Below are 26,722 nucleotides of genomic sequence, written 5' to 3'. Positions count from 1 at the left end.
CTTCGAGTACGCGATCGCGTTTGCAAAGATAGTTTTCAAGAGCATTTCACCTTAAATAGACACCGAAAATAAACTTGCTTGACTGAATCAGACAGATTGCTAAGCACAACAAAACCCGCCGCACAGCCTCAAACATGTATAGCTTCGCGCCTGTTGCAACAAGCGAAGTTTTAAACTTCTCCACATTTTGGTTAAATTAGCTTCTCACTTTCTGAAAGCCTTTAACTAAGGAACTTTTTTAGTACTGTAAATTTATCAATTTACCGTATTTTAATAGAAATATCCCACAGCTTTTTATCTATGTCAATAAGTATCTTTTATCACTCTAGGTTGAGGAGAAATAGAAATCAGGCTGAAGTCTTTTGGTTCAACTAAAACTTTCCAACACTGTCAACAAACTCTTCAACATTAAATAAGAAGAAGTTGCCCCTGGATCTTGATGTCCCACGCTGCGTTCTCCTAAATAACTAGCCCGTCCTTTTTTAGCAAGCATCAGCGTAGTATCCTTCATCCCCTGTTCACCTGCTGCTACAGCTCGTTGCATCGCTTCCAATGTACTGTTTCCCTCACCTACAGCCTGCCCAAAAGCTGTGACAGCAGGAGATAGCGCATCAAGCATCGTCTTGTCGCCAAGTTGTGCTTTGCCACGCCCAAGCACACCATCTAACCCAGCTTGGAGTAGCCCTAGCATATCCTGCTCATTCAGTTCCTGTTTACCAGCTACGGCTGTACTTGCTCGCAGAAACAAAGTGCCATACAGAGGACCACTCGCACCGCCTATTGAGGAAATTAAAGTCATACTGACTGCTTTCAAAATGCTGCCAATATCCTTATCTGCAACAGTTGGTAACTGAGCGATCGCCTTTTTGAAGCCGCGATCCATATTGATCCCGTGGTCAGCATCACCGATCGCCGCATCTAATTCTGTCAAATAGTCTTTATTCTGCTCTATCTCGGTTGCAAATGTTTGCAACCATTGCAATATCTGCTGTTTTGTCACCATCTCTCAAACTCCCCACCGCAGACTTGGTGTCTTTACAGGTGCATCCCATAACCGAATCATCTCATCATCCAACTTTAACAGGGTAATTGAACAACCTTGCATATCCAAAGAAGTGATGTAAGGACCAATCAAGTTTCGCACAATTTGCAATCCCTTCTGTTCGCAGATTTCAGCCAGTTTACGGTAAACAATATAAAGTTCAGAAATAGGAGTCCCACCCATGCTGTTGACGAAAGCCAGCAGCTTATCCCCCTTTTCAAAAGCGGGATCAATCAATTCCACATCCACCCATTCACCTTTTTCTTCATCCCACTCCCGCACTGTACGAGTGTAGGGCGCATCTTCAATAATTGATAGCGCCAGCATCTCAGTGATCTCGTCTGCTGATTTGAGAGTCATGCGATCGCGTCCTGGTTCACCGTGGATACCGATCCCCATTTCTATTTCCTGGTTTCCGAGTTCAAAGGTAGGCGTTCCTTTGGCGGGTACTGTACAGGAAGTCAGTGCGATCCCCAAGCTACGTCCATTCAAATTCACCCGACGGCACAAATCTGCTATTCGCTGCAAATCATACCCTTGCTGTGCCGCAGCACCACAGATTTTTTCTGCTAGCACTGTTGTTCCCACACCCCGGCGTCCTTGTGTATACAAGCTGTCCTTCACCGCTACATCGTCATCAATCAAAATACTTAGTACCCGGATACCTTCACTACGTGCTAACTCTGTTGCCATCTCAAAGTTCATGATATCGCCGCTGTAGTTCTTGACGATATAAAGGATACCAGCACCCCCATCAACTCTCTTTGCAGCTTCCAGCATTTGGTCAGGGGTAGGAGAAGTGAAAACCTCTCCAGGACAAGCAGCATCTAGCATTCCCATCCCCACAAAGCCTGCGTGCATCGGTTCATGACCGCTACCACCACCAGAAATAATTGCTACTTTTCCTTGTACGGGTGCATCGGCTCGATAGACAAAGGCAGGGTCATAGTTGACTTTGATTAAATCGGCATGAGCCGCAGCCATACCTTGTAAACTTTCGCCAATAAAGTCTTCTGATTTATTAATAAGTTTTTTCATAGCCAAGTCACTTTTTATTAAGAGGTTCCTAAAACCAAGGATAAAGCACCTTGCTGCTTTCTTGTTTCTGAGAGATGTGTAAAGTTAAGTAAAACTTAAGAAATATTGTTAATAAACATTGCAGGTAGTTGATCCCCTTGCTAGTGTATGCAAAGTACAGTTGGTTCTGGTAGATACTTGTATCTAAAAGAGGTGTTATCCATGCTCTACGTAAATCTAGGCTTTTCACTGATTCACTGATTCTTTGAATTATCAGCAAAGATATTTCTCCGACTGCTTTACACCAATTTTCCAGCAAGACGGCTCTTGAAATATCTTTATTGCTCCTTTTACGCTGAGGATGAGTTTAGACAGTTGCTTACTTACTTCATTGTTACGTATTGCCAGTCCAACTCAAATCTTTCTGAAGTCTGACTAAATACATACCCAAAGTTTGTCTACAAGCATGCGGTAAGACAAGCAAGATTTCTCATAAATTTCTGACTACGAACGGTTTAGTTCAATTCATACCCCAATCACGAATCTCTTTCATCTCACTCCACGCCAAGGATGCAAGTGAGTTACAAAATCCTTCAACTTGGCATTGACGGACTGGCACGATGAGATTTCAACTCTGGAGGTTTTAACTATGGATATTCAAGGAAAAACGGCTCTTGTTACTGGAGCCTCACGTGGTATTGGAAGAGCGATCGCCATCGAATTAGCAAGACAAGGAATCAAACGGCTGTTGTTGGTGGCACGGGATAGTGTTCGATTAGCTGAAGTCGCCACGGAAATACAGATCCTTGGTGTAGAAGTCATCACCTTGGCTTTGGATTTATCTGAAGTTGTAGAAGTGAATATTGCGATCGCCCAAGCTTGGCGAGATCACGGACCAATAGATCTGCTCGTTAACTGCGCTGGAGTTGCCCACCAAGCGCCCTTCTTAAACTCTCGACTGTCAAATGTCGAGGCAGAGATATCCGTTAATTTAATCGGAATGTACACCATGACTCGCCTCGTTGCCCGACGCATGGTGGTACAAGGCTCAGGGACTATCGTGAATGTTTCCAGCTTGATGGGCAAGGTGGCAGCGCCAACAATGGCAACTTATAGCGCCACCAAGTTTGCGATTGTAGGGTTCACCCAAGCCTTACGCGGCGAACTGGCTGCACACAATATCCGAGTCATAGCTTTGCTGCCATCCCTGACCGACACTGATATGGTGCGAGAGTTACAGTGGTTTAGGTGGGTAGTACCCGTGACTGCCCAGAAAGTGGCTCAAGCACTTGTTACCGGGTTAGCAAGGGATTCACCAGAAATCTTGATAGGATGGCAAAGTCATTTAGCCGTGTGGTGCAATCGCATTGCTCCTTGGCTGTTGGAAAAGGTTTTACTGATGGCGGCTCCGATGTCGCAAAGACAACCACGTTACCAACGACTCAGACACGCGAGGGCAACCTCACGTTAAAGGCTATTGCAAATAGGGGAGTCTAACTCAAGGCTCCGAATGGCACTAAGATAAGCCGATGCGGGGACACACGGACACGGGGAAAATTCATTCAAAAATATCTCCGCGTCCCCGTTTCTCTCCCCTCCTTATGATTATCATTTTTATAATCTGTATCTTTTATTTCCTGGAAGTCCCTTATTCGCGACTCCCACCAATTTATGGAACCCCAGGAATAGAAATAAGTCTTGGGCTTGAGTTAAACAAACCAGGAATCTGCTGACGTAGTTTTGCCCAGTCTTTGTAGGTTAAACTACTCCAGTCACCATCAATTGGGGTGACTGTAATAAAGCCAGAAAGGAATTGACCTCCTTCTGAGTCTCGGCTGGGAGTTGTATTTAGTGGTAGACTCACAGGCTGAAACGTCAAACCAACTCCAGCGCCTGTGGGTAGTTCCCCGAAGGCTAGATCGAAAGGTGTGATGCTATCAAAGCGGGTCAAAGCTACTCCCTGAATTCCAGATATACCTGATGGGAATCGCACGGGAATATTGATATTTAAGCCAAGACCTGCTGGTAATATTGTTGAATTTGGCTTTTTCTTTGCTTCTAGTTCTTTAATAAGCGCGACGAGAAAATTTGCTCCCGTTTTATACGCTTGACGAGTGCTGGGATAACCAGCAGCACTCTCTGTTTGATTGATCCCAGCGCTAATTGCGATCGCTGGAACACCACGATTTAGAGCTGCTACTGCTGCACTCACTGTTCCAGAAGAAACAGCAAACAATCCAACGTTTTCACCTTGGTTAATTCCGGAAATGACCAAATCAGGTTTACTCTCTTTAAGAATGTAATCCAAGCCAGCCCACGTTGTGACTGTTGGAGTTGCATCTACATACCAACGATTAGTATCATAATTAACAACTTCAGTTGGTTGGAGAATGCGAGCCGCATTAATTGATGTACCGGTACCACTTTGGTCTTGTTTTGGGGCAACTATCGTGACTTCGTGTCCTGCCGCTTGTAGGGTATCAAATAAAACTGTAATTCCCTCTGCTTGGTAACCATCATCATTGACAACCATGATTTTGAGTGCCTGTGCTTTTGCTTGTAACAAAAAGACCATACAAGTCGTTGTTAAGCTAGCAAGCATTTTGGCAGAACTAGATTTAAGAAACTTCAACGATGACCTCCCCTTAGCCTTTTCAGTAAAAACATTACTCTTTGTCGAACTTTAGGGGAAATGCATTAAACCCTTGTTAAAGCGTCATTAAAAACTATCTGTGATAGATTAAGGAACAAGAAAAGCAGGCATTATGATACGTGACCTTGCTGCATCGGTGGCATCTTGGCGAACTTGGGTAGATCTGGGTTCATATAATCCCACGTGCTGGGCACTGGCTGTGTAAAGATCCATAGCTGGTGGGAACCAGCTTGCGTCATCCAGACTTCCTGCCAAATGCCCATAAGTTCAGGGATCGGGGGCTTGCTAAATAAGATGCTTTCGTCATTGCCCCAAAATTCATCCCAACACCAACACGGAGTGTATGGTGTTAGGCTTCTTTTGGTTCAAGCTAAGGTAATGCCTTTGCTTTTGTAGTTATCTGATTGCCAATAAGCTGTACCGCGTGGAATGATGAGACTATGCCCCGTGACAAGGGAGCTTTTTTGCAACCGTCCATTAATTCGCGCTTCAACGACGTACCCAGACGGCGTATCTGATAAATATAGCGCTTCTCGTTTTGATGCAGTACGCTTTGATCCCACCCCAATGAGTCGCTTGGGCCAAAGTCCCCCTAACACCTGCGCTTAAGGGTTAGGCGTGGGGTTCCGGCTGTATTGCAATGAAGAGAGAACCGCTATATGAATCGCATTCTCTGGAAAGATAATCTCGTGTGGCAATGCACTTGCGCTTCTGCGATCAATGAACTGGAAGCGGATGCCACTCCAACCTAAATCATCGTTGGAGAGTAGAGATTGACGATTAAAGCTTTCTAAGATTGCTTTTTCTACAGCAGAGGAGTCATGCTCTTTACTGTTTACCACTTGATTGTGTTTGACTCGTGCCGTGCAGCTTAATAAAACTATCAAAAGCATACCAAGCCAACACATACCAAGGAATCGTTTCCAATTGCAATCCCCTAACAAGTAACTGCCGAATCGAAAAGATACCCAGTCCTAAAGGAAAAAGAACGCGCAAATCAACAACATTACTTGTCGCTTGTTGGACTTGCTTGTTCAAATCCACAACTGCATTGGAGACTCCTGCTGCTGCTTGGGACTTTCCTAATGCGATATCACCGAAAATAATGCCTAAATCCCGCAGCGAGGCGAAAACATTGTCAAGACTGCCATTTTCACCATCGTGATTTATAACAATGCTGCCATTCTGGATGTTAGTCCGCACCTGATTAATATGTGCATTTGCTTGTAGCGCATTGGCAATCCGTTGCATTTCCCCAGATTGACGATGCGACGGTGCAACTCGCAAACGCAAGCGTCCTGGGGTAGAACTGACAACCCGCGTAGATATAGGTTTAAGTGCAGTTTTTATAGAATTTTCATCAATAATTTTTGGCATCTGGGTAAGATTCATATAACCATTTTTTAACATTTAACTACCCTCCTAATTTAGGAATTCGTAATTTGTCATTGAGTAGAAAAATCATGACGAATTACGAATTTCCTTGGATGTTCCCTGGCTGAACCAGGGAACAAGAAATGACTGGAAATTACACACCGTTATCAGAAACATTGTCAGCAGAGGTACTTGCAACATCAACTGCTGGTAGCTGTCTTCCTTCAGCCAGTTCTGCTCTGGCTTCAGCTACAATGTCCTCCCAACTTTCGCCAAGTTCTGCAGCGGCTCCCTTGCTTTTTTCATAGAGAGCAAGTCCGCCTTTAATCAATGACTTGGTTATTGGTTTACCAATCCCAGCGACAACCGGAATCACGACCGGTGCTAAGAGTACTGCTCCAATACCGGCTATAATACCGGGTGCGCCAGCGTCTTCAACAAAGTCAGTAATTTTAAATCCCATGACCATTTTCCTCCTGATGAATTGAAAAATTTTAGAAAGTCTACAATCGTACTATCGTTAGGACAGCTATCTCATCCTACTGATGGTAGAGTTTTTTGCTTGCGGCTTTTGAGAATTGGGCGCAAACCATTAACTCCTGCAACGACTGTCGAACCATTGTTAACGACTGTTGCTGCTAGGGGGTTGAGACCAAACAAAACTGCTACTACTAATGCCCCTATGTTAGGAACAGCGATCAGACTCGTGTTTTGCCGAATCAACTGCCTGGCTTTACGGGCAATTTCAATTGCCTCCAACAGACCATGCAAGTCGTTCTGCATCAGCACTACGTCCGCAGTTTCGCGGGCAATTTCAGAACCGTTGGCGAAGGAAACGGAAACATCAGCATAAGCTAAGGCTGGCGAATCGTTGATCCCATCGCCAACGAATGCAACTGTCTTGCCTTGTTCGTGCAGATCGCGGACAACCGTGGCTTTCTGCTCAGGAAAAGCTTCTGCGTGGGTATGCGTCGGATGAATTCCTAATTGAGCAGCAACAGCACTAGCAGTCCGCTTGTTATCTCCAGTCAGCATGTGGACTTCCACACCTTCGACTGTCAACAGCGCTGTGATAACTTCTCGACTTTCTGGACGCAGTATGTCACTGTACTCTATTCTACCTTGAAGTTGACCATTACTAGCAACATAAATCATTGAAGTTGCTTGCTTTTGGTGCCCATTGAGATCCATCTCAATGCCTTCAGTACGCAGATAGCGCTCGCTGCCTACGTAAACAGTCTCCCCATCAATTTCTGCTTTCACGCCCAGACCAAGTTGATAGTCCCACTTGCTACGGGGCAGAACTTCGATTCCCTGCGTTTGGGCGTAGCGCACAATTGCCTCTGCCACTGGGTGAGTTAGACGCTGTTCGGCAGCAGCAGCCAGTTCCAGCACTCGCGTCGTTGATGTTGCCGGATTAAGACTTTCGACACCAACAACAGCCGCTTCACCTTGAGTCAGTGTGCCTGTCTTATCAAACACTATGGTGTCAACTTCTGCCAGTTTTTCTAAGGCGCGTCCGCTACGAATGAGAACACCGCGCCGTGCTGCATAAGTTAGTGCTGCCAAAACCGTTGTTGGAACTGATACACGAATTCCAGTGGCAAAGTCTAGGGTCAAGACGCTGGCTGCCCGTGCTGGGTTGCGAGTTACGGCAAATACTGCCCCACCCAGTAGCAATGTTGGCACAACTGCTTTTTGAGCAATGTTCAAGGCATAGTTTTCCATGCGGGTATCGTGGACAGGAGCTTCTTGCATTAACTTAATGCTCTGTCCAGCACAGGTGTCGTTACCTATCCGTTCCGCCAAAATATAAATTCGTCCCTCACGCATGAGAGTTGAGGCATAAACGGTTTGTCCCTTTTTCTTCAAGACGGGCATCGACTCACCGGTGAGTTTCTGCTCATCCAATAGGGCTTTACCCCGCAAGATAGTACCGTCAACTGGCACTTGTTCGCCAGGGTAAACAATCACCGTATCCCCTCGCTGCACATCTTGAATGGGAATTTGCACCTTTTCACCGTCACGCTCAACCCAGACGAACTGTCCGAGGGAACTCAGCAGATCCAGAGTTTGCTTAGCCGAAGAACGAGCTGTGCGATCGCGTATGTTCTCCCCAACTTCAATTAAACTCAGCATCAGTGCAGGCGTGAGAAATTGACCTTGGACTGTGGTAATGGCGATCGCCATAAAATCCAGAAAGTCAATATTCAGTTTGCGGTCAACCCAGATCCCCTCCCAAGCTCGTTTGACAACCGGCAATGTAGCAAGGGCGATACTTCCCGCCACCATAACAGGCGGAATAGTAAATCCCAGCGGTCCACCCAATACAGCTAAAGCCGTAGCTATAGCCGAAAGTTGCATCCCAGGCCAAGATTTTTCTTCTTCATCAGACGCAGCTTGTGGCTTGGATTGTTTGAGAACAATAACTTCACTAGCTGCTTGGATCAAATAGCTCAGATGCGACCGGATCTTAGCATCTGAAACTTTGTTGGGTTGATAAGTGACTGTCACTGACGCCGCCGCTGGCTTGATCCGGACACTTGTCACAAGCGAATCAGCTTCCAACAACATTTCCAGGCGCTGTGCATAGTCCGTATCAGAACGCAGACGAGGTACGCGCAACCTCATCCTTCCGGCGATCGCATGCACAACGCTGTATGGAACTTTGGGAGACTGAACCTGCGAGTGTCCATTCCTCTCAACTAAAGAAGCCTTCCCATTTTTTGCTGCTACAGCGACTTCGGAAACATAACCTCGGGAGGGCGGTATTTGCACACTAACTTCTGCCATTTCTTTTTGTTCTCTCTCATACAAAAATTGTTCAAATTGAATTTTTCAAGCCTGCTGTGCAAGACACAGATAGGGTGTATTAAGGGGGTGGGGGACGAATCAGTAAACAGTGAACAGTTACCAGCCGCAGTGAGGAACCCGCTGGTACGTGATAACTGGTCACTGATAACTGAAAATACTGATAACTGTTTACTGTTCACTGTTCACTGTTAAAGTGACACCCATACATCCTACTTTCAAGCGACGGCTTGCCTATCTTCTGGTTAATTTATGGCAACAACAGTATCCCCAGCAGCAGATTGAATCAGACTCGATAGATATGATACGGCTTGTTCCAAAAGGCTCAAAGAACGCTTTTGGGAATTGAGCATTGCTCCAGACTTGTAGGTAATCACAATTGAAGCTGCCGCGTTATTAACGCGCTCGCCAGTGACAACAGGATCTGCTTTGAGCAACGCCTCCAACCGTTGAACGTATTTTGAGTCTTTAGCTATTCGAGGCACGCGAAAACGCACTCGACCTGGAATTGCATGAGCAATGCTATACGTCACTGTTGCTGGTTGCTTTACTGTTTGATGAGTTTTGCCAACATCATGATTGAACTGGTCTTGTGGGGTGGAGAGAAGTTGCGTGCGGGGGTTCCCCCCGTTGAGCAAACTTCGGAGCATCTTGCCCGCCCCTTTTAATTCCAATCCTAGGGATACTCCCGCCCTCTCTGATTTGGATTGCAAGGATACTCCCATCCCAACTGATCGGGGATCAGACGAGACGCCCGCACTCACAGTTTCATAACCATTCTCTTTTTCTTGTACAACACTCTTACGAGCAGATCTTTGAGATGCAGAGGATGAAGTCACTGGCTTTTCGGTTGCTGGCATTGTCTCTTCTGGGTTGCTAGCAGATTGAATCAGATTAGCCAAATACAGACGAATCTCAGAATCTGACATAATACCAGATTTGTAAGTAATGACAATAGACCCTGCCATGTAATTGATTTGCTGAGTGATTATCCAAGGCACACAAGCGAGCAAATTCTGCAAGCGCTGCACATATTCTCGATCTTCGGATATCCGAGGAATGCAAAATCCTACTCTGGTTGGAAGTGCATGGGTAATGCTGTAATAAACCGCAGAGTGTGGCTTTGCTATTGGAGAATGAGTCTCTTCGTCTACTATTTCTATTTCCTGAGACTTCTTACTTGAGTGCAGTGTTAATTGCGAGGTTGAACCAGCCATTTTTGTCCTCCAATGTTCCTGAGTCGGGAACTGAGTCTAACGGAAAGTTCGCCAGAAACGATAGAGCCGTAGAAAGAGCCGGAGTCTTGAAATCAGACCATATACTGGCTGTTTCGATTGGTTGCTGTTGTGCTGTTGTTGATCCTGCTGGTTCTACAAGCTGATTTGGTGGAAGCGGTTGCTCTGTTGTTGTGTTTACAGGTGTTGTGTTTACAGGTGTTGTTTCAGGGATTGTTTTGTCAGCCAACTCCATCAAACCAACCCAATAGGACACTGGTATCTCACCTGCTTTGTGGGCGATCGCAATTGATGCTGCATCGCAATTCACACGCACGCTTGTCACTTTAGAATCGGTTTTCAGTAACCTCTCAAGTCGCCGCGCATAAGCGCGATCACGGACAACTCGCGGCACATTAAACCTGATACGTCCTGGAATGGCATGAACAACGCTATAAGCAATTTTTCCACGCTCTGCTGCTACGTCGTTAACCTTGTCAACAACATTTGTTGACTTTTCAGTTTTGATGGGAAATGTTTGCTGCACTTTTGATGATGAAGGTTGGTCAGTTTTATTGGGTTTTGTTTCCGAAGCTTTTTGAGAATTTTTCTTGATTTGTGATGCTGCAACTTGAGGCTTAAGAGAGTCAATGACCCGACGAGTTGCATTTGCCGTAATCATGTAAACCGGAATCGATGGCAAACCGCTGATTCCCAATCCCCCAGTGACTGCTAATCCTGTAAACATGGGAATAAACGAAATGCCCTGCTCTTTCCAAAAATCAGCAGATTTCCATGCAGCAAAAGGGTCTTGTTTGCTTTCTGCTTGATCCGAAGCTGCCAATTGGTGTATGTCAAATTGCTGGAGTCTCTCCAACATCTGGGGCAAGGACAGTTTATTTTCATCAAAGTTAACGACTAAACTGCCGGTTTGATCATTAACGGATACTTCCCTCACCCCATCTTGCTTTCTTAAATTTTGACTGATGGTTTCAAGTTTCGAGTTATGACTACCGTCAGTAGCACGGATTCGGACGCGCCCTGCTGTTGCATGAACAATATGCAATCCACCTACAGGTGGTTGCACAGTTGATTGTGCAACTGATTCTGCAACAGATTTGCTGGTAGTTTCACTTGATTCATCGCTTTGTTGATGATCTTGTTGGTGATCTGAGATTAAATCGACAAGCTTTTGCTCCCGAGGACTTAATCTCTCGCGACTACTGAGAGTTTTGGTCATTTACCCGATAACTGCGTCAAGCCAGATGGTTAACAATAGGTTAAATGTAACTTAAAATTCCAGGCAATTTATCACTCTTTAGAATTATTAATACTTAAGTGTTGTTAATCACTCTTTTCTGATATTCTTGCTCTGTGATTATGTCCAAAGTACTTTCTAGCCTATCTAAAAAGACGATACCGTCGAGATGGTCATACTCGTGTTGAAATATACGAGCTACAAAATCACTAAATTCTTGCTTTTGTAGTTTACCATTTCGGTCTGTATATTCTACTTCAATTGCTTGCGATCTTGGAACTAATCCTCTAATCCCAGGAATAGACAAACAACCTTCCCAACCTTTAACTATCTCCGTTGAAGAAGCAAGGATTTTGGGATTCATCATTGCAGTTGGTTCCATGGACGGAGCGTTGGGATACCTGGGATTAGGGCGAGAGGCAACGATAAATAAACGACAGGATTGGGCAACTTGAGGTGCAGCAATACCAACACCGTTAGCCTGAGCAACTGTCGCGGTTAAGTCGTCAATGAGTTTCTGAATACGCTCATCATTGATATTTTCTACCATTGTAGCTTTTTGCCGCAGTATTGGATCGCCTAATTGAATTATTGGTAACAATTCACCCATAGAAATCAAAACTCCTACGTATAGGTAAAATTTATGAATTATAAATTAGAATAATTTTTAATTTATAATTCATATTTCATAATTTATAATAATTTAACTTCGACGCCTAACTGGTAAAGGTGCAGGTTTAACTGCTATTTGTGTTGTTTGTCCATTGCGTAATACTTGTAATTTTACAGGAAAACCAATTTTACTATTTTCGACTATTTTTTGTACTTCTTCTATTGTAGAGACTGACTGGTTTTCAATGCTTTGAATCACATCACCTTCTTTCAGTCCAGCGGAGGCTGCCGGAGAACGCGGCACAACATCAACTAATAAAACTCCCTTATCTGTTGCCAAATTAATTCCTAATCTAGACTTAACTTTTTCCTTAACTTCTGGATTCAAAGTCACCATTTGAATACCTAAATAAGGATGTTCTACTCTACCTTTTGCTATTAATTCCTGAGCAATCTTCTGTGCCGTACTAATAGGAATAGCAAATCCCAAGCCTTGAGCGCCGCGAATGATTGCAGTATTCATAGCGATGACATCTCCACGAGCATTCAGCAGTGGTCCCCCAGAGTTACCAGGATTAATAGCAGCATCGGTTTGAATGAAATCAACACGCTTGTCAGTAACACCGATGTCACTGCTAGAACGACCTATAGCGCTGATAATACCAGATGTCACAGTATAATCCAAACCAAGAGGATTACCAATGGCAATCACCGCTTCCCCTGGTTGCAAAACTTCAGAGTTACCCAAAGAAACAGTTGGCAAGTTATTTGCTTCTATTTTAATCACAGCAACATCCGTCACCGGGTCTTCACCCATGACACGTCCGTCAAAAGAGCGACCATCTTTGAGTTTTACCTTGACAATATCAGCACCGTTCACGACATGGGAATTCGTTAAAATTTGACCACTTGAGTTAATAATGAACCCAGAACCGCTACCTTGTTCTACTCTTTCTCTAGGTTGCGAGCCAAAAAACCGTTGGAAAAATGGATCGTCAAAATCTTCTGGCACCCGAGAAACTACTGTTCTAGCAGCATCAATACGAACAACTGCAGGTCCAACTTTTTGGACAACTCCAACAACGAAGTTAGGATTATTGGACGATGGGACGATGGACACATTTGTGGAGGTGGTATCAATTGTCCTTTTGACAGGTGTTTGAAGCTGAGCATCTGATTTTCCCGCATCCAGCTTAGCAGCAGGTATGGAACAACCCCCAATAGATATCACTGCTACACTACTTAGGAGTATGACCAGATGGGGCAAACCCCCTGCAACAATATTTTTAGGCTGAAAACCATGGTCTTTTGTTTTCATGTGTCTTTGCTTCTCCGTATGAATCAGTGGGTGTTAGAATCTTGGCTACCGGGGGAAGTCCAAGAATGATGACAACTCAAAAGCTTATTAGGTGGTGCGCGAGGATAGTTTGCTCCGATTGGCGCTTGCCCATCTCTTCAATTATTGTGACGATCGCACTCGCATTGGTGGTAAATCATGGAAATAGCCATAGAAAATCTGTGGAGTCAGGTACTAGAGCGCTTACAATTAGAGCTATCCCGTCCCACCTTTGAAACTTGGATTAAAACTGCGAGTGCACAGCGATTGGAAAATAATTGTTTGGTGATTTGCACTCCCAACCCATTTGCTCGCAATTGGTTACAGAAATATTACATAAAAACGATCGCTCATGTCGTACAAGATATTCTTGGTTATCCGGTAGATATTTATATAACTGTTACCAATGATGAATCTCCTGTCAGTGAAGAAGTTTCTTCTCGATTCCCGGATCAAACCAGTATTCCAGAAACGCTTCCTCAAAACGGACTAAAAACTCCAGAATTAAACCCCAAGTATGTTTTCTCGCGATTCGTAGTCGGTGCTAACAATCGTATGGCTCACGCTGCTTCGTTAGCAGTTGCTGAATATCCTGGTAGAGAGTTTAATCCCTTATTCTTGTGTGGTGGCGTCGGTTTAGGGAAAACTCACCTTATGCAGGCGATCGGTCACTATCGATTGGAAATTTGTCCAGAGTCAAGAATATTTTACGTCTCTACTGAGCAATTTACTAATGATTTAATTACTGCTATCCGCAAGGACAGTATGCAAAGTTTCCGTGAGCATTACCGTGCTGCTGATGTCCTTTTAGTGGATGATATTCAGTTTATTGAGGGTAAGGAATATACCCAAGAAGAATTTTTCCATACTTTTAATACTTTACATGAAGCAGGCAAGCAAGTCGTCTTAGCTTCTGACCGCCCTCCCAACCAGATTCCTCAGTTGCAAGAACGTCTGTGTTCTCGATTTTCTATGGGGTTAATTGCTGATATTCAGCCGCCCGATTTAGAAACGAGAATGGCGATTTTACAAAAAAAAGCTGAGTATGAAAATATTCGTCTCCCCAGGGATGTCGTTGAGTATATTGCTTCTCACTACACTTCTAATATTCGAGAGTTGGAAGGAGCATTGATTCGAGCGCTAGCGTATATTTCTATTTGGGGTCTACCGATGACGGTGGAAAATCTTGCACCCATTTTAGAACCGCCAACCCAGAAGGGAGAAGCTACACCAGAAGGAATTTTAACAGTGATAGCTGAAGTTTTTGATGTACCAATAGAAGACCTTAAAGGCAATTCACGGCGACGAGAGATTAGCTGGGCGCGTCAAATCGCAATGTATCTTATGCGGAAACACACGGATCTGAGTTTGCCTAGAATAGGAGAAGAATTTGGTGGGAAAGACCATACAACTGTGATGTACAGCTGTGAAAAAATTACTCAACTGCAACAAACAGATCAAAATTTGGCACAAACGCTGCGCCAATTGAGCGATCGCATTAACATGGCTAGCCGTCCCAAAAAATCATATTAACCTTAAAAAGGGGTGTTTAGTTATCGGGAAATAGAGAAACAAAATATTGAGTTTTCCACAAGCAACAAATAATTTCTAATGTTAAGCTAACTCTAAAAAACCTTTAAGATAAGATTACATAAGTGAAAGTTTTTTTATTTTTTGTGGAAAACTCCCAATAAATCTGTGGAAAACTTGAGAGTTATAGTGGAAAACTTTATTTAAGTATAAATACTCTGTGGAAAATACCCTCGGCTTTTCCACAAGTTTTCCACAGGTGAGGACTTGCGAAAGAATCTTTCAAATAGACCTGCATCTAAGTTTTCCACAATTTCCACAGGTGCGACTAATGAACTACCCAACACCCATCTGAGTGGTGCTAACATATCCAACACAGAAGCCAAAGTTCACCATGAAATTAGTTTGCACCCAAAGCGACCTCAGTACTCATCTCTCACTCACAAGCCGTGCTGTACCTTCACGCCCAACGCATCCGGTACTTGCTAATGTTCTGTTACAAGCGGATGCTGAAAATAACCAAGTCAGCTTAACAGCCTTTGACCTCAGTTTGGGTATCCGCACTAGTTTTAGCGCTGAGGTGTTGCACTCTGGAACAATTGCGATTCCCGCTAAACTGCTCAATGATATTACTGCTCGTCTTCCAGAGGGTGAAATCACTCTAGAAGACGAATCAGCTACAGGTGACACCTTAGGCGGGGAAGGCTCAATTGTTACACTGACACCCAAGAGTGGGCGTTATCAAGTACGAGCAATGGGAGCAGAAGAGTTTCCAGAACTCCCTGTTATCGAAAATGCTCAAGCGCTACACATTCCTGCTGGTACATTAATTGAGGGCTTGCGAGGTTCTCTGTTTGCAACTAGTGCAGATGAAACGAAACAGGTTCTCACTGGAGTGCATTTAACACTTCAACAAGACACACTTGAGTTTGCAGCAACCGACGGACATCGCCTAGCAGTTGTGCAAACGACTAACGAAAGTCCAGATACAAACACTGAAACTCAGTTAGAAGTGACAGTACCAGCCAGAGCTTTAAGAGAACTTGCACGGATGCTGACTCATAATAACTCACAAAATGAACCTGTAGCGTTGTATTTTGACCAAGGTCAAGTTGTTTTTGAGTGGCAAAATCAACGTTTGACAAGCCGCACTCTTGAAGGACAGTATCCAGCTTACCATCAACTTATCCCTCGACAATTTCAACGGGAATTGATTTTAGATAGGAAACAATTTTTGAGCGCTCTAGAGCGGATTAGTGTGTTTGCAGATCAAAAAAATAATGTCGTTAAGGTTAGCGTAGACAGCGACGCGCAGGAAATTACTATATCCTGTGAAGCTCAAGATGTTGGTAATGGAAGAGAGTTAATGCCAGCACAGATATTGGGAGAAGATATAGATATTGCCTTCAATATTAAGTATTTGATGGAAGGCTTAAAAGAGTTACCCTCTACTGAAATTAAAATGCAGCTAAATGGAAACTTGACTCCAGTGATTTTCACGCCACTCGGTGGTTTGAAGATGACTTATTTAGCTATGCCTGTTCAACTGAGAAATTAGAAGTGATAATTCTATGGGTGTAATGAAAGTGCATGCACTTTCATTACATAGGTTATGAGGCGTAAAGCGGTTCATCTCAAATAAGAATATAAATTATGAATTATGAAGTTTTTATCATTCATAATTCATAATTCCAACCTTGAACTCTAACTCATTTTCACACCGCAGCAAAACGAATTTTGAGATAGTCTTCTTCCATTTTTGCTCCTGCGGGTTGGAGGGCTGCCAAAGCTTGTGGCAAAACCAAATTTCGGCGGTGATTACCAATAGTAATGTTTAACTCATCTCCGGTTTTACTTAATTGAACCTGGTTTTTAGGAATGCCAGGTAAGTATAATTCCAAGCTGTATTGATTGTTCTCTTGCACAACTCTAATTGTGTTTTCTTTGTAATAAACCTGAGTTGGGTCTTCATCCTTATACAGCGTGTCCTTAAGACGTTCTAAGGCATCCAAACCACACATTTCCTCAGAGAAAAGCGGAACTTCCTTAACAGGTAGAGGATGAAAGTTTTCATGAATTTCGTGGCGATACTGCTGTTGATTCTCTTTCCAACGCTGGAAAAAAGGGTCTTGCACAGCTTCGGGAATAATGCGATTTGCGACGACTAAATCCGTGGCAACGTTATACAAACTTAGATATGCATGGGCGCGAAGAGACTCTTTAATCACCATCTTTTCCGGGTTGGTGACGAGGCGCACCGAGGTTTGAGTGTTATCTGTTAATACTTTTTCCAGAGCTTCAATTTGTTGATAAAACTCGTAAGGTGCGTCCATCACCTCTTTGTCTGGTAAAGAGAACCCAGCAATTGGTTTAAAAAAAGGTTCAACTAAAGGTCTAAGTGCTACAGAAATATTTTGAAAAGGTTTGTAAAAACGGCGCATATACCAGCCACTAACTTCTGGTAAACTCAACAGACGCAGGGCTGTGCCGGTAGGAGCTGAGTCAATAATCAAAACGTCATACTCCCCTTCATCGTAATGGCGTTTCATTCTTACCAAGCCGAAAATCTCATCCATGCCTGGTAGAATAGCCAATTCTTCCGCCTGCACTCCGTCTAAACCGCGTGCTTGTAAAACTTGGGTGATGTAGCGCTTTACAGAACCCCAGTTTCCCTCTAGTTCTAGTAGTGCATCCAGTTCCGCACCCCACAAATTGGGGCGAATTTGTTTCGGTGCGTGTCCCAGTTCTAGGTCAAAACTGTCTGCTAGAGAGTGAGCTGGATCTGTACTCAAAACAAGTGTACGATAACCCAGTTCTGCACAACGGAGTCCAGTGGCGGCGGCTACGGAGGTTTTTCCCACACCGCCTTTGCCTGTCATTAAAATTACGCGCATCGATGGTTTTGTCCTAGCTGAGAATTATTTACACTTATTTACATTATGGACTTTTTAAGGAGAATAAATGCTGTTTGAGCACATCTAGGCGGGAACAATGCCAATAATCTATGTGGGAAACAATCAAACCTTGAGTGTTGAGGCGCAATTCACTCGAGCCAGAGATAGAAATGCGTGGTTTCCAAGGAAGGGGGGTATTCCAGCTGAGTGTCCACTCAGTTTTGATTGTGTCTCCTACACGATTAATCTCATGCAAGTCCATTTTGGTATTTAAAAACACAGTCTTGATGAATTTAATCATCTGCTTGTAGCGCTCAACACCACGAAATTTGTTGAGCGGGTCTTGAAAATAAACGTCTTGAGCGTAGATGCTATATGTCTGATTCTCTGGAAATCTTTGATAGTCCTGCTGAAGAATTTGAATGATGTCCATAGGTAAACGTACAACTTAGTTTAATAACTCCCTAATTTTGAGATTACCTTTAACAGGTGATTTATAAAGTAAATCTTAAGAAGTGAGACGGTTTAGCATGAGTCTGACCGTTGCAGCTTAAATCAATGCAGTTGACACAGATGTAGTTTTGCTTACCTCTTTTGCGACCATTCTTACGGATATGGGGAGCGGTGGATGTGATGATTGCGATGGGCAATCTGAGCAATCAACCCGAAAATTTATAAGTATCACCAATCAGAGAAACATCAAAATTCTTTATCCTAGTCCTGACTGGATTAATAAATTCGGCAAAATAATTAATGATGTTTTGAAATTGAAACAATCACTTTACTCAAAGAACATCAACCTTTGCCAAACCCGCGACTTACTCCTCCCTAAACTCATCTCACGCGAAATCGACGTAGAAAACCTCGAAATCAACACCGGAGAAATAGCACCTTAAACTCCAACTCTCCCTAATCAAGCTTAAAATCGTAACATCAACTTACAAAGCTAGGATAAAAATGGTACAGACAAAACCTATATCAAAAACAATCACCAGCTTACTTGACCTCCGGGAAAGATTCAATCTGACTCCAACAACCAATGAGCAATTCTCCTCAGAGTTTACGCAAGACTTACCCAAACTAACCGACTCTGAAATAGCCACATTAGACCAAATTAGAAACCGATTTTTGCGCCATAGAGAACGCGGTTCCTTAGCAGAAGGAACAATCAATCATTTAGTCATCTCCCCCTTATTAACCCTAGCCAGTTTATACGACGAACCCTTCTTTGTTACCACAGAACCCGAAGTCGAACTCCTTCTAGAAGACAGAGACGAACTGCTGCGAGGACGCATCGATACCCTGATTATTCAACAGCAACTCTGGGTATTAGTTGTCGAATCCAAATCAACCATCGCCTTCTCCATCGCCTTACCCCAAGCCCTCACTTACATGATGGGGAACCCCAACCGAGAACGCCCCGTCTATGGATTAATCACAAACGGCGATGAATTCCAATTTATTAAACTCTTGATTCAAGATAACCCTCAATACGACTTATCCAATATTTTCTCCCTGCTTCTCCCCCACCGCAATCAACTTTATGACATTATGGGTGTTCTTAAAGGAATTAGGCAAATAATGCTGCAAACCTGAGCTAAGTAATTTAAAAGTAAACACTATGTCACACCAACTCCTAATCAACTCTCCTTAATTTACATCGTTATGAAGTCGCCATGATTGACCTTACGAAGAAGAACTTTTGTCAGATTTAGAGAATGCCTGAAACGGAGAGAATTGTCATCATCAAGGAGGATTTTTAAATGCTAAGAATACGAGGTGGAGGTGGTGCAAAGAGAAACCAGGAATTAAGAGAAAAACTTGACCCGATGGTAAGAGCTAGGTTAGATAGGATTCCTTACGCAAGAAAATTACAACTGTTAGATGCCAATAATGTCAAACTAAGCTTCTATGCAACTCCAGCTAGGAAAAAAGTAGAAGAAAGTTGCACAAATAAACTTACTGAATTCGAGAAGTCGCTAATTAACGAAGCATTTCTGAAACTATTCCCAGATGCAATTATTCGAGAGTTGTAATTAAACCCATGACCCCACCTCACCCCGACTCAGAAGAAGCATTAGAACTCGAAATCATCGCCCTATTTCAACAACTCAGCTACACCACCGCCAACTGCTACAACGAATGGAATAGCGGAACCACTAGATTAGGGCGAGAAACCAGAAGCGAGGTAGTGCTAATCTCCAAACTGCGTCCAGCCCTAGAAAAACTTAACCCCCACCTCCCCAAATAAGCCATCACCCTTGCTGTTGAAGAACTTACCCGCGACAGAAGCGCCCTCACCCTTGCCAACGCCAACCGGGAAATTTACGATCGCCTCAAAGATAGAGCAAAATTAAATAGCGAAAAACTTTGCTAAACTTACTTATACTTCTTTAGTATGGGGAAGTTTTTCCTGTAGAAAGTAGGGGAATTGTAAAGAAAATAGTTGATGGTATAGATCCGTGCAAGGAATCTGATATAATACCAAGTTGTCTTTGGTCGTATTATTTGCTTTGAAGGCAGTCCAGTAGGAGCTTAACTCCAAACAATACGAACTTTGGCAACTTCGTATAATTGGATGATTTGAAATAAGTTTAGCTATGTACGCCATAAAAAGAGAGCTAAAACTAAATAACAAAGAAATCTCTCAAATGCGCGGCATGGCTGGATTTAAGAGACTAGTCTACAACTTTGGTTTAGACTTATTGGTTGTTAGCTGGCAATTTACACAAGTAAAGGCTAGCGATTCTAAACGAATAGACGCCATCAAGAAAGTATTTACTCAAGTCACGATACAAAAACCTGAAAATAGTTGGATGAAAAAATATCCGTCAACTATTTATCAGTCTGCATTTATTGACTTGAAGAACGCTGTTTCTCGGTGGCGAGAAGGATTAGCACAATTCCCAAAGAAAAAATCGAAGAAAACAGGAGATTCCTTTACTGTTTATAAAACAGCAGGGGTATATCCAGAAAAAGGTAAACCTCCTCTTCCTTTCACTAATCGAGTGACAATTCTTGCCGGGAAGCATATTAAACTGCCTGGATTAAAAACATTTAGACTTAAAGAGCGAATCAATTTTATCTGTAGTTCTCAAACTTTTACGGTTTCGAGAACTGCGGATAAATGGTTCGTTTCTTTCGTTTTGGGCGCACAGAAGATACCTCCCATCATTCACCCTACTCAAAGAGTAGGGGTAGATTTGGGAGTCAAATGCTTAGCGACTGTTAGTGATGGCAGCAAGTACGATATGCCTCTTACCACAATTCGGGCGAAAAGCAAGCTCGGTAAGCTCCAGTGGCATAATCGTAACAAAGTTTTAGGTAATAAAAAACTTCAAATTTTCCCCTCTAACAAAGCTAAAAAATACTACGTCAGATTGTCTCGCCAGCACCTACGCATCTCTAATATTCGTCAAGATGTAACGCAGAAGATCACTACTGATTTGAGTCGCAAAGCATACAATATTCGGATAGAGGATCTTAACGTATCCGGCATGATTGCAAATAGTAAATTGGCGGCGGCGGTTAGTAATAACTGTTTTTATGAAATACGTCGTCAGCTTGTTTACAAGCAGGCTCATTATGGAACAAAAGTAGAACTTGTAGACCGTTGGTATCCTAGCTCTAAAACTTGTTCCTGTTGTGGTCATATTCAAGATATGAAACTTTCTGACCGTGTATTTCATTGCAAAAAATGTGGGCATTCTCAAGACCGTGATGAAAATGCATCCATTAATCTTGAAAATGCCCCACCAAATAAAATACGCTTGGCTTGAGCGGAATTTACGCCCGTTGACAAGAAGAGCCAGCGCCGTGCGGGGGTTCCCCCCGTTGAGGCGACTGGCGTGGAGCCGACTCCCTTGGTTGAAGCGGGAAGAAAACGCTAAATCCAGTTTAACTAGGTTTAGGTAAGTTTTTTAGAGCAGTAAAAGTCACCTACCGCAACGACGACGGCGAAGACATTACCGAAAACGTCACCGTCATCGACTGGCAACCCCCCACCAACAACGACTTCTTCCTCGCCTCCCAATTCTGGATTGCCGGGGAAATGTACACCCGACGCACCGACTTAATCGGTTTTGTTAACGGCATTCCCCTCATTTTCATCGAACTCAAAGCCTCTAGGGAACGAGTCGAATTGCCTACCAAAACAACTTCTGCGACTACCGAAAAGAAATCCCCCAACTGTTCTGGTACAACGGCATCGTCATGCTCTCCAGCTTTGCCGGAAATATGCGAACCGCATTACCCAACGCAGCCTTTATCGGCTTCACGGGTACTCCCCTACTCATGCGGTTTCGGGCGTTTTTGACGGATAATAAATTTTGACAGAGTGTTGAATGGCTTCGGAATGCCGTCAATCTAGACTATTTAGCGATCGGATCACCTCTCATCGGAGATTTAGTGGACAACATTGGACAACGAATACAAATAACCATCATGACGTTGTAATACCATGCAGTACTTATGATTGATGATTTGCAAGGTTTTTGAGCCAGTGTTTATGTCAAATTGACCAGTCTTACGGGTGGAAACTCTACCTATATGAATACCTGCATTTTTCCCTTTGGGGACATCTGCTTTAACAATATCGCCCGTCCTAAATCCAAAATGAAACTTACTATTAGTTTTGTGGCTTTTAGGGAAACCAAATTTATCGGTTACAGCCATTTGTCGGTAGCCATGCCCAGTAGCTTTTATTATTAAAGGTTTCATGCCTTTAATAACTAGCTTGTTCGACGTTGATAAACCAACACACGCGGCATCAAAGTAGTGAGTCTTGGGTAATGCTAGTTTTGTTCTATTGAACTTTGTTAACCCACCGCTACCTGTTTCTACTGGCAAACCAGTAGATTTTAATACTTCAAGTAACTTGAATCTAGTTGAGTTAACTGCCGTAGTATCGACAAGAGGTTTTTTAGCTTGTGCTTCAATTTTTTTCAAGCGTTCAGGATCTTTTTTAAGGAAATCTTTAATGTCTTTAGTCCCCTTCTTGATGTTGCATTTTTCACAACTTAATGTCAGATTTGAGATTCTATTTGAACCTCCGATATTATCGCGGATGAATGTGTTCGATCTGTAAGGGTAAGTCTTGCTTGTCACAGTATGCACACTTTCTACCAAACTTTTCTAGTAAATACTCACGAGTCTCATATCCCTGAATCGTACCTTGTTGATATTCCTTGCCTTGAATGGCAGGATTTTGCATCAACTGTGTGTCAAACCTAACTAACTCTTGAGAAATAGACGTGATTGGCGCAAGTTTAACTAGTCGTTTCACCCATGTTTCAATATTGTAAACACGACTCATTAGACTTGGTGGTAGCCATCCATCTGGACGTTTTCTATTATTAAACCGAGGTTGACGATACCGCGTTTTTCTTGTTCTCCTACTTCTACGCAACTGTCTACGAAAAGTTAAAGATTCTCTGATCGCAAAACCTCTATCTTGAAGTTCTGCTGCAAAGACAACAACACCAGTGATATCGTTTACTATAGCTATCCCTGTAGTTTTTGAACCTGGATCAATCTTGATTCTTAATGGTTGTGTTGGTATTTCTGGACATGATTCTTTAAGAATGATTGTGAACGGGAATTTTCTCAACACTGCTGCTTTTTGATTTCTCAAAAGCTGTCTTGCTGTAGCTGGATGAATTGGATTTAGTGGTCTTTTATCTGTGTCAAGTACGAATACTTTGCTCATAAAGAGCCTCCTTTCGGGTAATGTTTTCCGAACCTAAGAGGTTCCGCTTCGCTAACGCCAATGTTTTGAAGGCTTGTTATGTCAATCACACTTCCTTAACCAAATACACATGTTTAATGATTGACGACAGCGCTACGGGCTGGAAAGTACCTGTAGGTGTCGTGACCCTCAAAACGTAGTCATTTAAGACTTAGGCTGGCTATCTGTCCAGTGATAGAACTAGATGTCTAGCTTTGTCCACTGTTTGGTGAATAGCTTGAAATGATTGCATCTTTAACTTTCCGTTTTTGTAAAAAATTGGACATAAACGGTCGCTCAAAGACTATGTAAAATGAATATGCGACTAGCAAAGACGATAGGGGACTTACTACATATAATATGACATTTATTTGAAGAGGGGAAAGATGTAAGCTGTGTAGATACTGATTCACTGGAGTCATCACTACAACGTGAATCAGATAGAGACTGTACGAGAATGTACCTAGAGCAACTGCCCAAGGAGATTGAAACACTCGCAAGACGAAAGGTGTTGGTTTACTATCAATCACACAATTAGTACAGTAGATTAGCAAACAGGCAGTAGCCAAGCCAACAAAACTGTCAGTAATCCACATTATTGCTATCCCATATTTTGGCGAGTCAGCAACCAATGCTAGCCCAAAAAATATTGTGGCAAGCCAACCCCACGGTAACAAATTTCTCATTCGCATCTTTGACTGCTTTTGAGAAAATCCTATGTCTGCGGCAGCCATTCCTAAGGCAAACAAACCTACATACCAAGGATGCGCTAAGTCTATCGATCCATGTAGTAAATAATGGGGTGTTAGTCCTAAGATGAAGGCGATAATGACAACTGAAAATAAACCCAAACGCCGCCATATAGGCAGTAATACCAGAGGAAAAATGAAGTATATCTGCCATTCTGTGGCTACGCTCCACAATGGACCGTTGATATGAAAGAGTTTATCTCCAGGTGTCAAATTGTGAATGAGTAACAGGTGATAAAAGACATCACCAAATGTGAAATTACGAGAAAAATGACCCCACAAATTATCATTCCAGGGGAAAATTTGGAATTTCACCAAAATTGTTATTACTAAACCAACAATAATGGATGTAAAAAGAGCAGCATAATAAGGCGGCAGAATTCTTCGCGATCGCTTCTTCAAGTAAGAGAGCAAACTTCCTGAAATCTGACCTGTTTGAGAGCGAACCACCGGCAGCATCAGACAGTATCCAGAAAGAACAATAAAGACTGAGACACTGAACAGCCCATATCGGAAAATTTTGGTAGCAACAAGCCATAAGCTAGGTACATTATTTTCCTGTAATTCCCAAAGGTGAGAGAATACGACGTATAATGCTGCCAGTCCACGTAAGCCATCTAAGTAGTGAAGATGCACTCGCTTGTTGCTAGATTGTTCTGTAGATTGAGTCATAACAATTCAAAATTAATATAATATGTCTAAAGCCAGGGGCTTTAACTTTTTCAGAAAACAGTGAAGTGATGACTTTCAATTTTTAGGACAAAAAAAGCTGATACTCTGAGATTTTCTAAAAGACAATTTGGAGGGCATTCTTGTAGTAAAGTTGGGTTAGTCTTTAAGATTCTATTTCTGGCCAAAGTCGCTCCAACTGATACCGCCATGCAGCGAGAACTTCTTCACGCGCCTGAGAAGTTTGGTTGACCTCGCCCATCAATCCTTCTGCATAAAAGCGATCTAGGTTTTGCATAGTAGCTTGAAGGGATTGACCTTGCTGTTTTGCTGCCTGTATAATTTGGCGAATGCGTCTTTCAATCAGTCGATTAAAGACATTATCTAAGCCAGTGCGATGGAGAAGAATAAGTCGGGCGATCGCATCCCGAAAATCTTCTGTGACTAAACTATTGCAGTTATGCTGAAACACCCCCCACACAACCCCTTGCTGCAAGGCGTACCGTACTTCCTGAGTATCATCAAAGTTTGCTTCTAAAAACTGTTCTATAAACGGTTGAGCCTCAGATGCTGGCATAATGGGTAACAAAACACGCAACCAACTTTCATCGTCCGAAAGCATGACCAGCAGCCGAAAATTTGCAGTTTCTATTTGCCAAGAACCAGGGGTAATAGCATTGATAGACGCTGCATCAAATAATTCTTTAAGCGTATCCGCGATTTCAGAGGGTGTCATAGTCTTTTTTTTTGCTTTAGTTTCTAGCGTACCTTTTTCAGGCAGCAATGCGACCTGCTTTACCAACAAGTCTCTCTTTTGGCGTAGCTGTTTTTTAAGTACTTACTATAATTTAAAATTATTAATTCACAGCTATACTATTTGTTGATTAATTATTATGAGATTTCCTATAAATTAAAAATACCGAACCAATTGGTCCTAAGTTTTCTACATACATTTTTTTGTTGTAGTACAATCCAGGAGACATACCTCCATCAAATAACATTCCCTCTTGAATCTTGCCCAAACAATTATTGTGAGCAATTCCTTCAAGGACATTATCAAACATATCTGGCAAAAGCTCTTGATTCAACTGAGATAATTCAATATCGGAATTAGCTTTAGCGTCGTTAACTAGCAAAATGACATAGCCTTTATCAGTAGTAGCTACCATAGAGCGATTGGTTGCTTGTTTACAGGCAAGTTCTCCTAAATCTTGACAGATATCTTTAAACTTGCCGTTGCGATAAAACCTACCATTACCACCTACTAAGTTATAGTTAAGAATATTATCCTTTCTTCTTCCTGCCTGGATGCTAGCCTGACGTTGCTTTGGTTGACCTGCTGATATACCAAAGGAAGAACGCTTATTCTTAAAAGCTCCTGAATATTCTATTCCCCGAGAAATATTCAAGCCTTGAGGTTTATGATCTATATCTATGTAATCAGCATTAATTGCTGCAATAGGTGTTTGTCCGTTTAATTTTGCGTTTTCATCAGTGATCAGTTCATGAAATAATTTTGGTACATATTCTTGACGTAGTTTACTTTGATTGTCTTTTGCATAAAGTCGATGAGATACACCAACATTGACTTTGAAGTCTAATTCTTCTGATTTGGGGTTGAAGATAATGACATGATTAATGCCTCTTCCATCTTTTTTACCTTGATTATTAGTTTTAAAAAAATCTAGACTGAACTTTGTATTGTTTCCCAGACATTGTTGTGTCACTTGTGTTTTCGCTAAAGTTTGATAAGTCTGTTTACAGGCAAAACAAACAAGTATGCTTATCAATGTAGACAATAAACAGATGAATTTATTTTTAGACATAGTTAGATAATT

At 42.6% G+C, this 26,722-nt stretch carries 28 protein-coding genes and 2 pseudogenes; 10 read left to right on the top strand and 20 right to left on the bottom strand.

Annotation, left to right across the window (positions count from 1 at the left end; genetic code table 11):
- Window positions 1-367: 367 nt before the first annotated feature.
- Window positions 368-1,003, bottom strand: coding sequence for a dihydroxyacetone kinase subunit DhaL (gene dhaL, locus V5G28_RS35460; RefSeq protein ID WP_332997274.1), 636 nt, complete (start codon window positions 1,001-1,003; stop codon window positions 368-370).
- Window positions 1,004-1,006: 3 nt separating this feature from the next.
- Window positions 1,007-2,080: a dihydroxyacetone kinase subunit DhaK gene (gene dhaK, locus V5G28_RS35455; protein ID WP_332997272.1), complete on the bottom strand. Its 1,074-nt coding sequence runs from the start codon at window positions 2,078-2,080 to the stop codon at window positions 1,007-1,009.
- A 628-nt stretch (window positions 2,081-2,708) separates the two neighbouring features.
- On the opposite strand from dhaK, the gene V5G28_RS35450 reads away from it, so the two are divergent.
- Window positions 2,709-3,530, top strand: a complete 822-nt coding sequence (locus tag V5G28_RS35450; RefSeq protein ID WP_332997270.1) for an SDR family NAD(P)-dependent oxidoreductase — start codon at window positions 2,709-2,711, stop codon at window positions 3,528-3,530.
- 198 nt (window positions 3,531-3,728) lie between these two features.
- On the opposite strand, the gene surE is transcribed toward V5G28_RS35450, so the two are convergent.
- From surE to V5G28_RS35400, 10 genes are all read right to left on the bottom strand, one after another.
- Window positions 3,729-4,691, bottom strand: a complete 963-nt coding sequence (surE, locus tag V5G28_RS35445) for a 5'/3'-nucleotidase SurE (RefSeq protein ID WP_332997268.1) — start codon at window positions 4,689-4,691, stop codon at window positions 3,729-3,731.
- A gap of 386 nt (window positions 4,692-5,077) precedes the next feature.
- Window positions 5,078-5,275, bottom strand: a complete 198-nt coding sequence (locus tag V5G28_RS35440) for a hypothetical protein (RefSeq protein ID WP_332997267.1) — start codon at window positions 5,273-5,275, stop codon at window positions 5,078-5,080.
- Window positions 5,276-5,317: 42 nt separating this feature from the next.
- Complete coding sequence (locus V5G28_RS35435; protein ID WP_332997264.1) at window positions 5,318-5,554, bottom strand: hypothetical protein; 237 nt, start codon at window positions 5,552-5,554, stop codon at window positions 5,318-5,320.
- Window positions 5,541-6,122 (bottom strand): HMA2 domain-containing protein, encoded by a 582-nt coding sequence (locus V5G28_RS35430; RefSeq protein WP_332997262.1) that lies wholly within the window; start codon window positions 6,120-6,122, stop codon window positions 5,541-5,543. The genes V5G28_RS35435 and V5G28_RS35430 overlap by 14 nt, the downstream gene beginning before the upstream one ends.
- A gap of 118 nt (window positions 6,123-6,240) precedes the next feature.
- Complete coding sequence (locus V5G28_RS35425; RefSeq protein ID WP_332997260.1) at window positions 6,241-6,549, bottom strand: DUF5132 domain-containing protein; 309 nt, start codon at window positions 6,547-6,549, stop codon at window positions 6,241-6,243.
- A 71-nt stretch (window positions 6,550-6,620) separates the two neighbouring features.
- On the bottom strand, window positions 6,621-8,879 hold the full coding sequence (locus tag V5G28_RS35420; RefSeq protein WP_332997258.1) for a heavy metal translocating P-type ATPase: 2,259 nt from the start codon (window positions 8,877-8,879) through the stop codon (window positions 6,621-6,623).
- A gap of 263 nt (window positions 8,880-9,142) precedes the next feature.
- Window positions 9,143-10,114, bottom strand: a complete 972-nt coding sequence (locus tag V5G28_RS35415; protein ID WP_332997256.1) for an HMA2 domain-containing protein — start codon at window positions 10,112-10,114, stop codon at window positions 9,143-9,145.
- A complete protein-coding gene (locus tag V5G28_RS35410) occupies window positions 10,074-11,351 on the bottom strand; it encodes an HMA2 domain-containing protein (RefSeq protein ID WP_332997254.1) in 1,278 nt (425 codons plus the stop codon). The genes V5G28_RS35415 and V5G28_RS35410 overlap by 41 nt, the downstream gene beginning before the upstream one ends.
- 94 nt (window positions 11,352-11,445) lie before the next feature.
- Window positions 11,446-11,979: a peptide deformylase gene (gene def / locus V5G28_RS35405; protein ID WP_332997252.1), complete on the bottom strand. Its 534-nt coding sequence runs from the start codon at window positions 11,977-11,979 to the stop codon at window positions 11,446-11,448.
- A gap of 93 nt (window positions 11,980-12,072) precedes the next feature.
- Complete coding sequence (locus tag V5G28_RS35400; protein ID WP_332997249.1) at window positions 12,073-13,299, bottom strand: HhoA/HhoB/HtrA family serine endopeptidase; 1,227 nt, start codon at window positions 13,297-13,299, stop codon at window positions 12,073-12,075.
- Window positions 13,300-13,476: 177 nt separating this feature from the next.
- Between V5G28_RS35400 and dnaA the strand changes: the two genes are divergently transcribed.
- Complete coding sequence (dnaA, locus tag V5G28_RS35395; RefSeq protein ID WP_332997247.1) at window positions 13,477-14,850, top strand: chromosomal replication initiator protein DnaA; 1,374 nt, start codon at window positions 13,477-13,479, stop codon at window positions 14,848-14,850.
- 200 nt (window positions 14,851-15,050) lie between these two features.
- Here dnaA and V5G28_RS35390 read toward each other — a convergent pair whose 3' ends face one another.
- Window positions 15,051-15,233: a hypothetical protein gene (locus tag V5G28_RS35390; protein WP_336231550.1), complete on the bottom strand. Its 183-nt coding sequence runs from the start codon at window positions 15,231-15,233 to the stop codon at window positions 15,051-15,053.
- An 8-nt stretch (window positions 15,234-15,241) separates the two neighbouring features.
- Between V5G28_RS35390 and dnaN the strand changes: the two genes are divergently transcribed.
- Window positions 15,242-16,405, top strand: a complete 1,164-nt coding sequence (gene dnaN, locus V5G28_RS35385; protein ID WP_332997243.1) for a DNA polymerase III subunit beta — start codon at window positions 15,242-15,244, stop codon at window positions 16,403-16,405.
- Between the two features lie 157 nt (window positions 16,406-16,562).
- Here the strand turns inward: dnaN and V5G28_RS35380 are convergent, their stop codons facing one another.
- From V5G28_RS35380 to V5G28_RS36995, 3 genes are all read right to left on the bottom strand, one after another.
- Window positions 16,563-17,741: a TRC40/GET3/ArsA family transport-energizing ATPase gene (locus tag V5G28_RS35380; RefSeq protein WP_332997241.1), complete on the bottom strand. Its 1,179-nt coding sequence runs from the start codon at window positions 17,739-17,741 to the stop codon at window positions 16,563-16,565.
- Window positions 17,742-17,784: 43 nt separating this feature from the next.
- The gene (locus V5G28_RS35375; protein WP_332997239.1) at window positions 17,785-18,174 is read right to left on the bottom strand and encodes a DUF2358 domain-containing protein; all 390 of its coding nucleotides are present in this window, start codon (window positions 18,172-18,174) and stop codon (window positions 17,785-17,787) included.
- Between the two features lie 61 nt (window positions 18,175-18,235).
- Entirely contained in the window at window positions 18,236-18,391 is a 156-nt protein-coding gene (locus tag V5G28_RS36995; protein WP_442994325.1) for an IS1/IS1595 family N-terminal zinc-binding domain-containing protein, read from the bottom strand.
- Between V5G28_RS36995 and V5G28_RS35370 the strand changes: the two genes are divergently transcribed.
- The 7 genes and pseudogenes from V5G28_RS35370 (at window position 18,323) to V5G28_RS36985 (ending at window position 22,073) form a co-directional block, all read left to right on the top strand.
- Window positions 18,323-18,637, top strand: coding sequence for a hypothetical protein (locus V5G28_RS35370; protein WP_332997237.1), 315 nt, complete (start codon window positions 18,323-18,325; stop codon window positions 18,635-18,637). The genes V5G28_RS36995 and V5G28_RS35370 overlap by 69 nt on opposite strands.
- Window positions 18,638-18,698: 61 nt before the next feature.
- Window positions 18,699-19,337 carry a type I restriction endonuclease subunit R gene (locus V5G28_RS35365; RefSeq protein ID WP_096562140.1) on the top strand — a complete coding sequence of 213 codons (639 nt, stop codon included), beginning with the start codon at window positions 18,699-18,701 and terminating at the stop codon, window positions 19,335-19,337.
- 167 nt (window positions 19,338-19,504) lie between these two features.
- A complete protein-coding gene (locus tag V5G28_RS35360) occupies window positions 19,505-19,777 on the top strand; it encodes a hypothetical protein (RefSeq protein ID WP_332997235.1) in 273 nt (90 codons plus the stop codon).
- 8 nt (window positions 19,778-19,785) lie between these two features.
- Window positions 19,786-19,992, top strand: coding sequence for a hypothetical protein (locus V5G28_RS35355; RefSeq protein WP_332997233.1), 207 nt, complete (start codon window positions 19,786-19,788; stop codon window positions 19,990-19,992).
- A gap of 349 nt (window positions 19,993-20,341) precedes the next feature.
- Entirely contained in the window at window positions 20,342-21,520 is a 1,179-nt protein-coding gene (locus V5G28_RS35350) for an RNA-guided endonuclease InsQ/TnpB family protein (protein WP_332997231.1), read from the top strand.
- Window positions 21,521-21,705: 185 nt separating this feature from the next.
- Window positions 21,706-21,813 (top strand): annotated as a pseudogene (locus V5G28_RS36990) (type I restriction endonuclease); the annotation flags it as partial.
- Window positions 21,814-21,953: 140 nt separating this feature from the next.
- Complete coding sequence (locus V5G28_RS36985; RefSeq protein ID WP_442994324.1) at window positions 21,954-22,073, top strand: hypothetical protein; 120 nt, start codon at window positions 21,954-21,956, stop codon at window positions 22,071-22,073.
- Window positions 22,074-22,145: 72 nt separating this feature from the next.
- Here the strand turns inward: V5G28_RS36985 and iscB are convergent.
- The 4 genes and pseudogenes from iscB to V5G28_RS35320 form a co-directional block, all read right to left on the bottom strand.
- Window positions 22,146-23,448: pseudogene (gene iscB, locus V5G28_RS35335) on the bottom strand (RNA-guided endonuclease IscB).
- A gap of 227 nt (window positions 23,449-23,675) precedes the next feature.
- Window positions 23,676-24,887, bottom strand: coding sequence for an acyltransferase family protein (locus tag V5G28_RS35330; protein WP_332997227.1), 1,212 nt, complete (start codon window positions 24,885-24,887; stop codon window positions 23,676-23,678).
- 163 nt (window positions 24,888-25,050) lie between these two features.
- A complete protein-coding gene (locus V5G28_RS35325; protein ID WP_332997225.1) occupies window positions 25,051-25,620 on the bottom strand; it encodes a leucine zipper domain-containing protein in 570 nt (189 codons plus the stop codon).
- Window positions 25,621-25,768: 148 nt separating this feature from the next.
- Window positions 25,769-26,710: a phosphodiester glycosidase family protein gene (locus V5G28_RS35320; protein WP_332997223.1), complete on the bottom strand. Its 942-nt coding sequence runs from the start codon at window positions 26,708-26,710 to the stop codon at window positions 25,769-25,771.
- Between the last annotated feature and the right edge of the window lie 12 nt (window positions 26,711-26,722).

This window comes from Scytonema sp. PRP1, from assembly GCF_036697665.2.
Taxonomy (GTDB): Bacteria; Cyanobacteriota; Cyanobacteriia; order Cyanobacteriales; family Nostocaceae; genus Kalymmatonema; species Kalymmatonema gypsitolerans.
Note: the sequence above shows the minus strand (reverse complement) of the source record. Positions and strands in the feature narration are given on the sequence as shown.